At 57.9% G+C, this 16,517-nt stretch carries 8 protein-coding genes and 2 pseudogenes; 2 read left to right on the forward strand and 8 right to left on the reverse strand.

Going from position 1 to position 16,517, the window contains the following annotated elements; all coding sequences use genetic code 11:
- Positions 1-118 precede the first annotated feature (118 nt).
- From ACM43_RS38930 to ACM43_RS13865, 6 genes and pseudogenes are all read right to left on the reverse strand, one after another.
- Positions 119-972, reverse strand: a pseudogene (locus ACM43_RS38930) (pantoate--beta-alanine ligase).
- 246 nt (positions 973-1,218) lie between these two features.
- Positions 1,219-2,901 carry a pentapeptide repeat-containing protein gene (locus tag ACM43_RS13845; protein WP_271540682.1) on the reverse strand — a complete coding sequence of 561 codons (1,683 nt, stop codon included), beginning with the start codon at positions 2,899-2,901 and terminating at the stop codon, positions 1,219-1,221.
- On the reverse strand, positions 2,898-3,854 hold the full coding sequence (locus ACM43_RS13850) for an ABC transporter permease (protein WP_225115148.1): 957 nt from the start codon (positions 3,852-3,854) through the stop codon (positions 2,898-2,900). Before ACM43_RS13850 ends, ACM43_RS13845 begins: the two co-directional genes overlap by 4 nt.
- 4 nt (positions 3,855-3,858) lie before the next feature.
- Positions 3,859-4,545 carry an ABC transporter substrate-binding protein gene (locus ACM43_RS13855; protein WP_225115151.1) on the reverse strand — a complete coding sequence of 229 codons (687 nt, stop codon included), beginning with the start codon at positions 4,543-4,545 and terminating at the stop codon, positions 3,859-3,861.
- Positions 4,503-5,546, reverse strand: a complete 1,044-nt coding sequence (locus ACM43_RS13860) for an ABC transporter substrate-binding protein (RefSeq protein ID WP_271540683.1) — start codon at positions 5,544-5,546, stop codon at positions 4,503-4,505. The genes ACM43_RS13855 and ACM43_RS13860 overlap by 43 nt, the downstream gene beginning before the upstream one ends.
- A gap of 34 nt (positions 5,547-5,580) precedes the next feature.
- A complete protein-coding gene (locus ACM43_RS13865; RefSeq protein ID WP_036032050.1) occupies positions 5,581-6,921 on the reverse strand; it encodes an NtaA/DmoA family FMN-dependent monooxygenase in 1,341 nt (446 codons plus the stop codon).
- Positions 6,922-9,382: 2,461 nt separating this feature from the next.
- On the opposite strand from ACM43_RS13865, the gene ACM43_RS13870 reads away from it, so the two are divergent.
- A complete protein-coding gene (locus tag ACM43_RS13870; protein WP_271540684.1) occupies positions 9,383-10,252 on the forward strand; it encodes a hypothetical protein in 870 nt (289 codons plus the stop codon).
- A 200-nt stretch (positions 10,253-10,452) separates the two neighbouring features.
- Here the strand turns inward: ACM43_RS13870 and ACM43_RS13875 are convergent.
- Together ACM43_RS13875 and ACM43_RS13880 are read right to left on the reverse strand one after the other, a co-directional pair.
- A pseudogene (locus tag ACM43_RS13875) lies at positions 10,453-11,652 on the reverse strand (IS256 family transposase).
- A 1,021-nt stretch (positions 11,653-12,673) separates the two neighbouring features.
- Positions 12,674-13,114 (reverse strand): VirK family protein, encoded by a 441-nt coding sequence (locus ACM43_RS13880; protein WP_036032015.1) that lies wholly within the window; start codon positions 13,112-13,114, stop codon positions 12,674-12,676.
- Positions 13,115-13,807: 693 nt separating this feature from the next.
- Between ACM43_RS13880 and ACM43_RS13885 the strand changes: the two genes are divergently transcribed.
- Positions 13,808-14,785 (forward strand): hypothetical protein, encoded by a 978-nt coding sequence (locus ACM43_RS13885; RefSeq protein WP_036032013.1) that lies wholly within the window; start codon positions 13,808-13,810, stop codon positions 14,783-14,785.
- Positions 14,786-16,517: the final 1,732 nt, after the last annotated feature.

Here is a 16,517-nt window from a genome sequence, read left to right on the forward strand (position 1 = left end):
AGCCACGAACTTCTTGGCTGCCGTCCATCTCGCCGCCATCGTTGCCTATTGGATCAATTGAGTCCGAGCCCTAGTTCCGTGAAGGCCATGCGGTGAATAATGGTCTAGCTACGAGTGCTTAGACAGATCGATCCAGAGATCCGGAGCACCATTTAGGAGGGTATCCTGATCTGGAACATAGATACTCGAAAACCCTCAGGCCGTGAGCCGTTGCCGCGCCGATAATGATGAAAGGGAGCTTGACCTGCTCTAGATCTTCGAAGCTGTCACCGCCGACAATCCGAAGATAATCGAATTTAAACCGTCGGAACTTTATGTGAGATGCAGCCGACGCTACAAGGTCCTTGACGCTCGACGCTCCTCGGACGATCTGGTTGAGTGCCGTGAAGAGGCATGACAGCTCATCAAGCTCAGACCGGCTAAATCGCCTTAAGCGCGACGAAATCGGCACTCCATTCTTCTCACGGTCGGCACAAACCTTATCTCGCAATCGAGAAGGAGGTCTGCAACGGCGCGCTTCACCAGGATCGCCTGACCGATATCTTTCAGGCCGAAGTAGCTGCGAGTTGGCCGCGCATAGCAGATCCAGCGGACCGCACCGGTCAGGGCTTCCTTCAAGCACGCCTCAGGCCCATCTAAACGCAAATGATAGTCACCTTGCGATACGAACGTTCGATAGCCAGGCGGAAACATTTCGGTGTCGCTCGAGGAGATCACGGCAGTCGCTCCCGAACGTAGGGCAAGTCCAATATCATCGTCCAAATTGAAATTGTAGCTCCCACCTGGTCTAAGCTGGATCTTGTTCGGGTACACTGTGACAATCGCGACGTCATTCTCCAAGGCCGCTCTTCTGATCAGTTCTGCATGCCCAAGATGCAGGGCGCCCAGAGTGTGTACTGTGCCAATGGTCTGACCTGTTCTTGCGACCTCCCGGATGAACGCCTTGCCTGCGGAAAGACCTGCCAGATGCATGTTCTTACTCCAGTTTCCTTGAACGCAAAAAGAGTGGAGCGCTTGGATCTCGGAAGATGCGCGGCGGGGGCATCCTGTGTGGGCCGCGCACGCAGACGAGCTCCAAAGAGCTTCAACGCCCGCTTACAGTCGAATGACCGCATCAAATTGATCTAAGCTCATGGGCACTGTAGCTCCCTCTGTTCTTGCGGTTTTCAAAGGAGTCAGGTTGACCCTTCTCGACCACGTCGCATCAACGATGAGAGTTCAGCCAGATAGTTCGATGACTCGTTCAGCTGATCCCCCTCCAGAGCGACCTGCAGTCCCCGACAACGGTCGGCAAAAAACGGTGGTTATCTTAGCGCCTAAAAAGTCGACCTTCACGAAGCTGGCCTGGAATGGCGATATCCCACTCAGGTTCGCATCGCGCAGGGACGATTGGTTCATGCGAACGTATGCGGCCCGCGTTGCCTCCAGGTTGCTATCGGTCATACCCGCGGCGAGATATGCCTGAACGAGATTGGAGCCTTCGAGATTTGCGTGACCCAATGCCATTGATTGCGGCGGATCACCGGTGATCATCGACCTGTAGAGGTAAGCCTGTGATAGGTCCGCATGTTCGAGATCGCAGTCGCGCACAAAGGCGCAGCGGCCGCGAAAACCGGTGAGTTTGGCGGCTCGCATTGTGCTCTCTGTTATCGAAATGCTCTCACCTGATGCCTGAGATAGGTCCGCTCCGTCCAGCTGACAGGAATGAATAGATGCACTGTTGAGCACAGCACCGACGAGGTTCGCGTCGGACAGGCCTACGGACAGAAGCCGCGCCTCGGTGAGGTCTGCCTGTTCCAGCTCAGCGCTCGCGAGATTTGACAGGTGAAGATCAGCGAATGGGGCGCTCAGGGCTCTCGCCCGAATCCGCCCGCTCACCTTTGAGAGTCTCAGATACGGAAGATGAGCACCTTCCAAGACAAGACCATCGATGGAGGTGGGACGCACGATCGATAAGCAGTCTCCCTTTGAGTGGAAGAACGAGCAATCCGCCAGATGCGTCTTCGTGATAGCGACTTGGCTCAGCTTAGCAAAGCGGAAGGAAGCGGAAGGAAGGAAGCATTCATTGATAGTTGACCCTTGCAGTTCCGCGCCATCGAATACAGCATTACTCGCGTCGCACTGATAAAGGAGAAGCCCGCTGAGCATCGCGTTGTCAAAGCGTGTTCTTTTCATACTGCAACCATGAAATAGGCTGCCGGTTGCATCAATTAAATTGCGCAGACTGGCGTCATCGAAGTTGCATGCCTGCGCTGCCATGGCGTGCATATAGGCAAAATCAAGCTTGGCCCCGAGGAAACTTGCCCGCTCTAGCCCCGGACGGGGAAATGGATGACCCAGAACCTTGGCGGCCTCCACATACCCTGTCCCTTTGATGGCAAGCATCTGGCCCCTGATCATGCACGCATAGCCTGGCGCTGTGCCGATTCCGACAGCTATGACCTCAGTCAATAGGGACGGGCCAAAAACGGTCACGAACACAAGGGCGAGCAAGAGCGTGGGAATCGCAAAGAGCACGTCGACAATCCGGCTGAGGATGCTATCGACTACGCCACCAGAAAGCGCTGCGGCGACGCCGATAACGATCGCAATGAACATGCTCAGCGCCGTTGCGCCAAGTCCGATGGCGAGGGATTGGCCCGTCCCCTCGACTATTCGAGAGTAAAGATCTCGCCCCAATTGATCAGTTCCCAACCAATGAATGATCGACGGAGACTGCAATGACGATCTCAAATCTATAGCGAGCGGATCGTGCGTCTGCAGTACCTTTGGGGCCATAGCCGCGAAGGCAAAGAGGCCAATTATTATAAGAGAGACGGTAACCCGGAAGGGAACATGGCGCGTGATTGCCAGGACTTCTTTGAGCGAACGAGATATGGTGACTTCGGCGAACATGCTCATGTCAACTTGAACCTCGGATCGACCAGCCGGTAAGTCAGATCGACGATCAAATTGGCAAGAGCGAATACGCCCGCAGAGATCAAAACAGCTCCCGAGACAATCGGAACGTCTCTCGAGGACGTTGCAGCGACGAGGACTCCACCTAGGCCTTGACGGGCGAAAACCACCTCGATCAAAATCGCGCCCGAAAGAAGTTTGCCGAGCGCCCAGCCTGACAAAGTAATCCCGGGCAATGCGGCGTGGCGGAGGACATGGCGAAGCCTGACGCCAAAATCACTCATACCTCGGGCCCGCGCGGACGTGACGAAGGGCTGCTCGAGCACGCGCGTGAACTCGTTCTGAACGACTTGTCCAAAAAAGCCCGACAGTTCAAGAGCCAACGCAAGTGTCGGGAGAATGAGCCCGACCGGGGAATTTCCACCGATGACCGGAAGAATGCGCAGCTTTACCGCAAAAACAACCAGCAAAATTGTGGCCAGCCAGTAAGGCGGCACTGTTGCCAAAAAGACTTGCGTGTCCTTGAGCAGCTTCGACCATATGTTGTCTCTGCCGGCGATGAACAAGGTTGTCAGGATGGCGATAATCCATGCAATCAGCAGCGCGGCGACCGCCAGAATAATCGTAGGCCCAATCTGATCCGCGATGATCCCTGCGACAGGCCGATGCTGCTGGTAGGATTCACCAAGATCTCCATGCAGGATTCCCAGCATGTATTTTCCGTATTGAACCACGAGTGGTTGATCAAAGCCGTATTTCGCATTGATCGCCGCGAGTTCTGCCGCGGACGCCGGCCCGACGTTGCCACTTGTCACATTAATGATGATCTGGGCGCGATCGCCAGGCATCACACACTGAATTAAGAACGCAAACGTTGCGGCAGCCCACACCACCACCACGCCGGCCAATATCCGGCGCGTGAACCAAACAATGGCATGATGGGTTGCTATCTTCATGGCATCATTTCTTGTCGTCAAAATGGGCATCATAGAAGACAGGTTCGCCAACTGACCCACGGTCCAGCCAGACGTCTTTCAGGGTCGGCTTGGTCGCCAAAGTTACGTCCAGGACAGTAAGGCCAATAACGGGTGCCTCATCCACGATCTTCCGTTCCGCCTGCTGATAAAGGGCGGTACGTTCAGCTCCATTGAAATTCTGTTCCGCCTTTCGAATGATGTCCCAAAGCATCAGATCCTGGTAGCGTGAGGGATTGAAGCGATTGGGCTCGCCATTCTGATCGGGCTTCCACGAGATCCGGAATATCTCAGCGCCGGGGGCAACCCAATAGAGGAGAACGACCTCATAATCATCGGGTCCGAGGTTTTTCCCGGCGAAGAAGTCAGCCGGATTGGTGGGTTGAAGACGTACGTCAAAACCGGCCGCCCGTCCCTGCTGCTGGACAACTTGCAAGGCTTGCTCGCCATCCGGCTTGAGAAAAGCGTACGAATAGGAAATGCGCACGATGAGCGGACGACCGTTCTTGACACGAACGCCCGTAGGATTGCGCTCAGTCCAACCCGCCTGATCAAGCAGCTGATTGGCCTTGCGAATATCGTACCCATAGGACTGCCCGAGTTCAGGCAGGTATTCCGGCGAGCTCTGACTTAGCGCACCGTTGCCCTCGACGGTAAAGAGCCGAGGAAGGATGTGTCGACCGCGGCCTTTCGGTCAGTAGAATAGGCAAAGGCCCTGCGGACGAGCACGTCGTCAAATGGGGGCCGGGCCGTATACAATGCGAGGCGCAGGGGGGGGTTCCCCGTCAGGTGCCGTAATACTGGAAAGCGGAAGTTGGCGTCCTTCCATGCGACAGCCGGAATATCGTATATGGCATCGGTCTCCCCCGCGATCAGCGAGCCGTATCGGACAGTCTGATCTGGCAGAAACTTCCAACTGATCCCGTCAACGTAAGCCGGCCCCTGATGTCTGGCGGTGGCCGGCGCCGAATTGTATTCGGGATTGCGGCGGAAGGTGACTTCTCGCCCATGGTGCCACTTGTCGACAATGAATGGACCTGAACCGACGGGGTTCTCGCAATTGACCGCAAGTCCACGTTTGAGTGCCGATGGCGAGAGAATGCCTTGTGAGGATTGGGCGAACACGTTCAGCAAGGGCTGGAACGGCACCTTCAATTTTACTTCCAATCTCAGAGGAGCAATTGCCCTCGCCGATTCGAAGCTCTCGCCGAGATAAGGAGCGGCAGTCGGATTGCGAAGATCGGGGTCATTGCTGAGCCACCCGTTGATATTGTCAGCGATGGCCTGCGCATCGAGGGCGCTCCCGTCAGTGAACTTTACATTCGGCTTTATCTCGAATGTGTACACCTTTTTGTCGTCGGAGATGGTCCAAGACTCGGCCAGCCATGGCAAAATCTTGCCGTCCTCGTTGCGCGCAACCAGATTATCGCTGTACTGGCGTTGCAGATACCATTGCTGCACCCATCCTCCGAACAGGCAGGCAGGCTCTTGAAAATGCCCGTAACGAATAACGCCTCCTCGCTTGACGCTGCCGGCCAAGCCTTCCTGCGCATGAACGCTGGGCGCCAATTGGGACAGGCCCAAGAGCATGACAAGGGTAGCCGCCAGTGTTCTTGCTTGACGGTTGGACTTGCCAGTGAAGCGCCTCGCTGACGGCGCATTGGCTAAATGCATATCCAGGCTCCAGAGATTTGGTGTTGAGGAAGCGTCAGAGCGGTGAGCTAGCTGTGGCTCGTGCCGGCTCGAACGGAGTAGAAATGCCGAAATGCTCTCGCAGTGTCTGTCCCAGATATTCTTTGCGAAACAGCCCGCGCTTCTGCAGGATGGGAACCACATTGTCGACAAACGCTGAAGTGCCATCGGTGAGAACATCCGGAATGATGTTGAAACCATCGACCGCGCCGGCGCGGAACCATGCCTCAATCGAATCCGCGATCTGCTCGGGTGCACCCACAAGCAAGCGGTGGCCAAAAGCTTGAACGCTGCTGATGATCTCGCGAACCGTCCGACCTTGACGCGCCAGAGCTTCAATCGTGCGATGGTGACCGACAGAAAACGGAACATGATCTGCATCAGGCAGAATCTCCTCCGGGATTGGCCTCTCGAGGCTGAGCTTCTCGACCGCCACACCCATGCTTCTTGCAAGGGCGCCGAGGGCGCGCTCCAGATCGAGCAGTCCATCAAGGTTTTCTTTGCGACGAGCCGCCTCGTCCTCGGTGCCCCCGATACAGGTGACAAGGCCCGGCAGGATGAGCGGAGCCGCAGGGCGGCCGAATTGCCGAGAGAGCGCACGCAGGCGCTCTGCCTCCCTCAGAGCCGTCGTCAAGTCCCCGGCGGCCGCAAACACGACATCTGCACTGCGGGCACCAAGCCATAGTCCGGGATCCGAACCGCCCGCCTGAACGATGACTGGGTGACCTTGGGGCGAAGCGGGATGCGTCAGTGGGCCTCGGATGCCGAAACTATTGGTATCCGGATCCAGGAGGCGGAATTGACTCTGATCTGCGTAAACTCCCGCAGCCTGATCGGCGATGACCACCTCGCCGCTCCAGCTCAGCCAGAGAGCGCGGACCGTTTCAACGAAGTCCTCGGCCCGTCTGTAGCGATCCACTCGCCCGACTTCTCGACCGCCAAAGTTTGCTACCGTCGCCGGGCTCGACGTCGTGACTGCGTTCCAGGCAACGCGGCCACCGCTGATGACCTCGAGCGATTGGAAACGCCGAGCGAGATTGTATGGTTCATTGTAGGTCGTCGACGCTGTCGCGATCAGGCCAATCCGCTGCGTTTCGCGTGCAATCACCGCAAGAACGAGGGTAGGTTCGAGCCCATTCAGCGGTGGCTGGTGCGTAATGTCGAAACTTATCGCGGGAGTATCGGCGAGGAATACAGCATCCAGCAGACCACGCTCCGCAACCTTCGCAGCCCGGACGTAGTGCTCGACATCGAAAAAGGCGCTTGGATTTGTACCTGGCCAGCGCCACGCGGCGGAATGGCCACCAGCGCCATGAAGATTTAGGCCGAGATGAAGCATGGAGTTAACCGAAGACATCACAACCCCTAATGCGGCGGCCTCTGAGCCAGTTGGTGGGCGTTGAGGACAAATCAGCGACCACCCTGCCCTTTCGCGCAAGCTCACGCTCAATGTGCGCCGGGCAACCGATTTGAGGCATGGATAACAAACCGTCGGCTGATGTTAGAGGGCTCTCCCCGAAGAAGATTCGGGTACGTGCTATGATGTTCTGTGCGCAGGCGCAGCCCAAAAGAGCTTCGACAACGGTGGTCGCCGATTGACGCTGTCGTGACAGCCAGTTTCCAGCGGCTAGTTGATCCCACACGAGTACACTCACATCTGCGCTCCAGAATTCATCAAGGCCAGCTGCTTCTCAGGAAGGTGTTCTGATGCCCATTCGCGATCGGAACGTTTGGACTCGCGACCGGGCGAGCAAGGATCGATTAGAGGATTTTTAGAGGGCGAAACCACGCAAACGCAATAGTTGAGTATTTCAATCTACTATCGTCTGTTGGCATCCCCTTCTATTGCGAAGTCTATCTGTCCATCGCTTAGCCCAAATGGTCTCTGATCAGGCTCCCCGAACATGCGCTGCGTGATTGCAGCGACTTTAATTGGCAGCGCCGGCTCAAAGCGAGGGACATGAATTGATGCGCTCGAGAACACAAACAGATTAGGCGAGACATTGCTGATCAGCCGCATGCTGCCCCGTTGCAAAGCGACATCCGATCAATAAGGCCGGGCCAAGCCAACCATCTAATAATGCGATGAAACATTCTAGATTATAGATGCCTAAAGCATTGCTTGGACGCTGAGCTTTGTTCTGCAGCACCGTGGCGCCTGCTGCATTCGAGGATGCTGCGGATCTTCGCGTGATTGTCTTGCAGGCGCCGCATGTTCTCGCTTTTTCCATCGGTATGATGACCGACGCGACTTTGGAAGAATGCCGTCCCCGAGGCCGCCTTCGTGAGCGCGCCCCGCTATGTGCACGGGACTCAGTTACTTGTGAACACAAAGGCCCTGGAGCATCAAACACCCGGAGCATCAACGTTCACGAAATCACTCAGTTGGGTATCGGAGCGCGTCACTTACCGGCAGATGAGGTCGGGCGCGCCTCTCGTGATGAATCGCAGGCTATCAGCTTCATCAATGCCGGTTTGAACCGTCTGGCTAGCCTCGAGGTCTGCGGCCACCTCCGGCGCGAAAGATCACGGACGACACGCTCCGCGCCAGCATGGTGGACGACCGCAGCCCCGGCGATCTGACCTAAGCCATCGCCGTCCTGCCACTAGCAACAGAAATGCAACCCTCGGAGCGCCAAGAGCCGCCTCCTTCGGCCATCCGGGCTGGTCGCTTTGGATCGACCCAAGAAGACTGATGCTAGTCACATTTTCATGCGTCGGTGCCTGAGATCTATCGCTACTTTGACCGGAACCGCGCCGGGGTTCGGAGATGGCAAGGAGGGGCCGATACGACCGACCGCGGAGATTGCCCTGGATCTTTTTGTTCTGCTGCGCCTGCAGGTCACACTAAAAGGCTTGTGCGGCGATATGTTTGTAAGGCGCGACCAACGTTGTGGTGCATTGTGTGGCGCATCGGCTGCAAGCGTCAACGCGCCGTTTTTCTTTTCCGAACTGAGGCGCCCGTGCGCCAGTTCTTGCCGCCGCGGGTTCTATGCACCCGAATCGTTTGTGGCCCAGTCAAGCTCTGGTTGGCAGTTCAACGTCTCGCGGCCGCACAGCGTTTTAATGTTGTCAGTTAAGCCATTACCCATGTGTTGCGGATGCCCGAATCGAAGTCGCACGCGCGGCTCTTGTTTTACGGCCAGCGCCCCGGCGCACCGACGCGAGGTCTCGTTTCAGCAGTCCCGACAGAGGAATAAGCTTCACGCCACCCCGGCCCGGACACGAGCCCGGCGGCTGCGGCCAGACTCAGCTGTTCGGATCCAGCTAGCACCTTGACGAGCATTTCAAGGAGATCCACTCGGAGCCGATGCAAGCTGGCCCAGGCATACTTCTCCACGCCGCTCAAGGTCACCGATAGCAGCGCTTCCGCCGCGCTGCTTCTCCCCGGACCTTCACACGGCCCTGCCGTGGAGCGGATAGCGAGGATGGCCGTATCTCCCAAACTCTGCTCTGCATGAACAACAGGCTCGCGGGGGTAGTCGGAAAGGACCCCGCGTTTTCTTCAAGCACTGAGTCTGGTCAGCTGTTCGACAGCTAAGCCTTCTAGCATCGCAGCATCTTTATCCGGACGGCAGGCCGACTTGATGGCCCAAGCTCTGGAACAGAAGAATGACTTGGATCGGCGGTCAGTCCGACCCGTATGCCCTCAACACACCGATCGGTTCGAGAACCGGAGCCGGTGCGTTTTATCGACATTGCGGGCGTCTCGGTTTCTGATCCTTATCGGATCAACTTCGTACGAATGATAGTGACAAGGCTACCAAAGGGGGACCGACATGGACCCATTTGAGGACGTCAACCGATCCGAGGCTCGGATGAATTACCTCGAGCCTCAACAGGAAGAGATAGCGCAAGCAGATTTTGAGCAGCGGCTTAGAGAGTCTCGGCCAATCCTCGCAGCATTGGCTTCACCTGGGGCCGGATCGAGCCGGACGGTAACGGACGGTAACAAGAGAGCGCAAGCTATCCCGGAGAATGAACGCTGCACGGCTGCATCCTTTGTCAGAACACGCGCTCAACTTGCCGCAACGCTGACGTGCGCTAACATTGCGGAACTCAGAAGAGAAATCGAACTCGCTGCGCAAAGATCAGCAAAATGGTCACGAGCGAGTGGATCGTCAGTCGACCGCGTGGACAGTGGCCGCGTTTACGATGACGTGGTGGGATCGTCATACGTGGAGCTGGAGCGCTTTCAAAACCACGCCAGGCATTGCAAGCCACATGCGTTGGACCGTCAAAGCGCGATGGCCCATTTGCGTTCCATGGCGGCTTTGCGTTATGAGGCCGCCCCCTGGAATATCTGGGGAGGCCAACGACTTGATCTGGGTCGCACAGCGGCAGAGCACATGAGGGGAGGTACCAGTTCTTCGCCTTTTGTGTCACTGTCTGAGGAGGCCTCACAACTGCTCCTTTCGCCGGACGATGACAACGAGTATGGCGCCAAAGCAATCGCGGAAAACGCGAATGAGTTGCACACCTACACGGTCCCGAGAGTCACAACATGGACGGCGGAAGACATCGTCAGTATTCTCGAGGACGGGACTGAGAATGACGAACCCGCTCTGGCTTGGGTGAGCGATACCCCAACTGAGGAGCGTGAGGTACTATTTCTCGGCGGGAACCTGGATGACTATCGGACCGCTAGCGCATCTAATCCATACAAAACGTCAGGAACAAACGACTGAGTGGTACAGGCCTCGGAAAGGGTGACTTGCCTTTTACGACGCTCGGAGAAATCAAACAGTAGCGTTTCACGCTACCAATAATACTCCGGCCCAACTGGCCAGCGCGGGGGACTGGCCGCGTACCGCGCTTGGAGATCGTGTCCCTGAGCGTGGTGTAACTGGCGGTGGGACACCGCGTTCGCCGGCAAAAGCCGGACTGGTCAGCTGGCGATAGCCGGGAGGCTGACGGTTGGATCATCGCTCGACGGCGCGATGGTTTCCAGCGTCATGTAACGGGCGCGCTGGACGGCCCATTCATCATTCTGTTCGAGCAGGATCGCGCCGATGAGGCGGACGATTGCGTCCTCATTGGGGAAGATGCCGACGACCTCGGTCCGGCGCTTGATCTCGCCGTTGAGGCGCTCGATCGGGTTGGTCGAGTGCAGCTTGGTGCGGTGCTGCGGCGGGAACGTCATGTAGGCCAGCACATCGGTCTCGGCCTCGTCGAGGAAGCCGGCGAGCTTGGGTAGCTTGGGGCGGAGCTGATCGGCGACCTTCCGCCATTGCGCTCGTGCGGCCTCGGCATCGTCCTAGGCAAACGCAGTGGCGATGAAGGCGGAGACGACACGCCGTCCACTTTTGCCGGCATGGGCCAGCGCGTTGCGCATGAAGTGCACGCGGCAACGCTGCCAACTGGCGTTGAGCACCTTGGCGACGGTCGCCTTGATGCCCTCGTGGGCGTCGGAGACGACCAGCTTGACGCCGCGCAGGCCGCGGCGGGCGAGCTTGCGCAGGAACGCCGTCCAGAATGTCTCGGCCTCCGAGGGACCAATGTCCATGCCGAGAACTTCGCGCCGGCCATCGCTGTTGACGCCGACCGCGACGATCACCGCGACCGACACGATGCGCCCCTGCTGGCGCACCTTCACGTAGGTGGCGTCGATCCACAGATAGGGCCAATCGCCCTCGATCGGGCGAGCGAGGAACGCCTTCACCTTGTCATCGATCTCCGCGCACAGCCGCGAGACCTGGGTCTTGGAGATGCCGCTCATGCCCATCGCCTGCACCAGATCGTCGACGGAGCGGGTCGAGACGCCCTGCACATAAGCTTCCTGCACCACGGCGGTGAGCGCCTTCTCGGCCATCCGGCGCGGCTCCAGAAAGCCGGGGAAGTAGGAGCCTTTGCGCAGCTTGGGAATGCGCAGCTCGACCGTGCCGGCGCGGGTCTCCCAGGTCCGGTCGCGGTAGCCGTTGCGCTGCGCCAGACGCTCGGGGTTCTTCTCGCCGTAGGCGGCCCCGGTCTGGCCTTCCACTTCCAGCTCCATCAGGCGCTGGGCAGCAAAGCCGATCATCTCGCGCAGCAGATCCGCATCGGGGGTCTTCTCCACGAGCGAGCGGAGGTTCATCATCTCATCGGTCATCGGTGGTTCCTCGAATCAGGTTGGTGTCAGCAACCCGACCCTACCGGCGAACTGCCGGTGACCACCGCAAAGCCGCCCGCCCGCTACGGCGCCATGGGAGGGCGCGCGTGCGGACGGCTTTGCTCTACCGAGCTACACCATCACCGGGGACACGACCCGCTTGGTGGAAACATGAGAGTTCAGCCCAACCCTGTATCGTCTCTGAAGTTCGCCGCACTTATCCGCGGGTTGGAACGACCCTTGCCCACTATTCATTCTAGGTTTCCGCCTGGGCAGGTCAGCTTTTGCGAAGCTAACATGGTAGCGATAGAACGAGGTAGCCATGCCCGCCGACCGCAGAATGGATCGATACAACGCGATCAGCCTAACCGATGGCCGCGCTCAGCTCTTCCGTTGGCGCGCAATTTGGCTGAACGAGGTGCTCGTCGGCACCTCGAGCAGTTGCTCAAGCTGCCGAAACCACGGATCGTTTGCTCAGAGAGCTTCGATCTGCGCGCGAACGCAGTTTACGAGCGGTGAGCAAACCCATAGCGGCCAGCCCAGATGATCTTAAGCGGGATGGTTCAATCACCTTGTGGCTGCATTCGGCAGCACTGAGATTTCAAGGTAAAGGACCCCAAAAGAGGCGGATGAAGGATACGAGCGCATCCTGGGCGCCTAGGTCGAGTGTCATCAACGCGAGCCCGCGGCTGGATCGACTTGGAATGTTCTTACGATGACCGCAGACTGCGTGAGGGCGTCCTTGGCGAGTTCATCTGAAGCGTTCAAGTGAGAGCCTTGCTCCCCCCATCCGACGACTGGCTGAACCGCCGATCTTCCAATCCCTGATATCGAATCTAGATCGGCGGCCCTCATGAGTTACCTGAGCAGCAAGTTCGTGCAACTTGATCCTCGCCCGACGAAACGACCGTCAGAAACACTCTGATCGTTCCTGACGATCGAAAGGATCCGTATCCGTGCGAAGGTGTCCGCGCGATTAAAGGATCAAGTCTTTGAAGCGCCCCCTGCTCTGTGCTCTTCGTTACCAGATGAACTTTGCGCCATCCGGCAGTTCGCAGATGAATTCGCCCTGGTTCACGAGTTCGGTGGTCCCGACGACAAGTTTCGAGGCTCGCACCGTCAGCTTGCCCTCGCGGCTAAGGCTATGGCGGATGTACTCGGTCACGGCATGTCCGGAGCTGTCGACCGTTTGATGAGCATTGGCGAAGCTGATGCCGTTCTGGACGGTTACCCTGAATGCATTGATGAGCAGGCCGGCTTGCGTCGCCGACGCAGGCTTGCCACCCTCCGCTGTGGTACAGCGGCTCATGTCCAGTATGAGCTTTACATTCTTCCCCGCCTGGAGGGCACTGAGCACCTCGGTGTATTTCGGCGAGGGCTCGTCGGCTCTCGCCGGCGCGCTCACGCTCGCGGCCGAAAGCAAGGACAACAGGATCGTTAGTGCTCGGCCAGTAAACTTCATATGCTCTTCTCCCTCGATAAGTACCGCAAATTGCGCTTTTAAAGACGTCGTGCTCGCAAGCCCTTTGTCTGATTCCAGACACAACGCGCGCTCGCGCCTGTACAAAAGCAGCCTGTCGCAACGAGGCGCAAGTCGCTGTGATGGCTATTCCGACATCACAACCTCGTAGGTCAGGTTTGCTGAAGTGGCTTAGCTTCGCGCGCGTCGACTACAACGATTTGATCCAGCGTCGTCCTCCGCTTGGAAACAACAAAACGGAAGCCGGTTGCGCTTGTCCATCGCAGTCCTAACGGGCGCGAGAATGCAGTTCTCACATCTGCATAAGGAGACGATCTACGAAAGACATTCGGCCAGCCGCAAGCGCCAGTCCGTCCGTCTTGCTGTGCAAGGACCGTCTCCCTGGATGAAGCGTCCGCATGAGGTAGTGGAGCGAACCTGGCGCGGCGGTCCGAAAAAGCTCACTCAGCGGCGCCGATCTCGGCTGATCGAACACCAATGCCGGAGGGCACAAGGCAGCACGGTGTCGTGGTACGTCGCCTCCCGCGGCTTCCGTGCAGCTGACCGTTCGCCTCGTTGACTGACTCTATTCGACCCTTTCCAAAGCTAAATGACCTCCTTCCTGGTCGGTCAGCTTCTCGAAAGCTGCACCTGCAACAACTACGCCGACCGCCTGCACTTCGAAGGGAGAGAGAGATGAATGTTGATACAGGAAATGCCGCAGACACTCCCTTTGAGGTTCACAACCCGCTACAGGAGCCGCACCGGGTCCACGGGCCACAAGACGAGCTTAACACCCAGATCAGCGCATCGGCGCACAGTTCAGACGATCAAGAAAGCTTCGAGCAGCACTTGAATGACTTGAATCTAGACGACGTAGACTCGGTCTATTCAACCTCGGCTTCACCCCCCTTAGCGGCAAATTCCGCTACCGCCCGCTCCTCGTCTGCGCCAGGCGGCGCGGCCTCGGAAACCAGTCGCTATCCAGCCCCATCATTTGTCGGCGCGCGCGCCCAGCTTGCGGCAACGCTAATGGGCGCCACGCTCCAAGAGCTCAAGAACGAGATCGCCCTCGCCGAAAACCAGTCAGCGCGATGGGCGCCAGCGGGGGACAACGGTGTCGACCGGGATCGCATTTTCGAAAATATAGCGGCATCGACATATCTCAAGCTGCATCGTTTCCAGAACCAGGACAGCGATTGCAAACCGCGCACGGAAGCCACCACATCTGCAATATCACACGTCCGTAACACGGCGCGCGATCATTCTTCCATTGGAGATCCTCTGGAGCGATATCCCCTGGACCTGGCACGCCAGGCTGGATGGCATATGCGCGGTAAGACCGCTTCTCCATTCGTGTCGTTGGTCGAAGACCCTTCGAAACTCAGCGTCTCCCGAGACGACTGGGCGAGAGCGATCGCAAACAATGCCGACAAGCTGCATACCTACGTCGTCCCGAAGTCTGCGGTCTGGACGCCCGACGACGTACTGAGCAGTATTGGCCTTGCAATGAATGTGGAGGATAGCGACAACATCGATGCGGATGTGGATTTGATGTGTTCGCTTGGCAGAACGCCAACTAGTGAGACAGAGCGCTTGTTCCTCGGCGGCAATTTGGAAAGCTATCGAGTCGCCAGTGAAGACAACCCCTTCAAGCGGAGGACTGGAGAGTAACGATTAGCCAACTGGCGACTGCGCCATGCTCGTAGGTCCCTTAATGCTGACTAGATGACCACCCGAAGGAAGGGTCATCCCAGGCGAGCCCGCTTCACGGACAACGATAATGGCTTGGCCACAGGCGCTGAGACCTATCCCTTGACCGGGCGAGGGACGAAGGGGCGCCCACATCCCAAGAGGTACCCGACAGTGTGGCGGAGGACACACTCGCGCCATTGTTTGTTCTTCCCCGGCCTCATTCGAGTGCTGCGGCCTCCTCGCTCGATCCAGCCGCCGCCGACACGTTCGGAAGAAAGTTCAGATGACGTGAGCCACTAAGGCCGCGCATCGATCGTTTCCGCAGCTCGACCTGCCATCGATGGTGCGATCAATCGCAAGAGCTCGAACGCTAGCGCATCAAAGATCAAGTCAATAGAGTCTCGCTCGCGCGGCAAGCCGTGCCCTCGCACAATGGTCTATCTGCTACCTGGATGCGTTCCATCAAAAGAATCGATTTTGCCGATCTTGCCTAAAAGCTCCATAGTCGCTCGTGATGTATGGAGGCAGCATTCAAGAATGTCGTTTCGCAATTCTTCCAGTCCCTTGTCAGTCAAATCAGCTTGCGAGCTCCGGCGCCTGCATCCCATAGGTTAGCTCCTGCGCCTCACATAGAAGCATCACGGGGCGCCACTGTCTCCCTGCTGAGTTCGCACGCACGAAGTCGACCGCACGACCACGACGTCACACCTAAAGGGCCAGCAAAGACGACGGCCCTCACACACTGTCATCGCCTTTGGCTCAAGCTACGCTTTTGGACCGACGAAATGCTCATGACCTTGAGGAGAGGGACGCGCGCGACGCGCAGCTCGATAGTTTGGTTAGGACGTGTCGTCATTGCTAAAGACTCGTCGAGTTCGAGAGCACCGCTACGGACCAGCGGTCAAAAGCACTTGAACCTCACCTAGCGTCAGATTGTAGGATTTCTGACAGTCGCGACACCGCCCCCCGCTCGCGTGAACTCTTCCTGACAGGTAGCAAGAATTGCGAACGTCTCAAAAGAACAATGCTCCGCTGCGCCGCCCAATCATGCTGCTGGATAGCTCCTCTCCAGGGCCAGCGTCCCACACCGCCTATGTGGAGATCGAAGGACGCAGCGCCGATCCTATCCCAAGCGAATCAAGATGCGCCGTGCGAGAAGAACGCTGGCGGCCGCTATCTCGGCCTTGCGGGGCACACTCCAACTCCGAAATCGAGATCCGATCATTTTGGGGCTGTGCACTCCGTGAGGCGAAGTTGTTCTGGTGTAGGCACCGGGATCTATGCGCAATGGCAAAACTGTGGAGCTCGGTTCTGCAATCGCTCGCAGCTTTCGCTGGGCTGCGACGTATGCGGGGACCTCGGGCGCGTCACAACTTCAGCACGGTTGACACCTTGCGTGCGAACAATTGCGCGCGAGAGGGTGCTCTTCCGGCCGCGAGGGGCAGATCGTTTCGGCGTGCATCTCGGGCTGTGAAGCCAGTGGCCAGATGCCTCGCGTGATGTGTCCTTGAATACCGGAAAGACTTGCACTGTCGTGACTTCACGACACGACAGGCTCGACAGCCCAGCAAGACTGGCCGCAGACCAAGACTAATTGGGGAGTTTCCATGTCAGTTTCGCTCATCTGTTCAGCCACAAATCCGATCGTCTCCCGCGCTTTGGTTTCGGTTGCGCGGCTCGGCGCTATTCTTTCTGCGGGGGCCGGGTCAGT

The sequence above is a fragment of the Bradyrhizobium sp. CCBAU 45321 genome, from assembly GCF_028128975.1.
GTDB lineage: Bacteria > Pseudomonadota > Alphaproteobacteria > Rhizobiales > Xanthobacteraceae > Bradyrhizobium > Bradyrhizobium yuanmingense.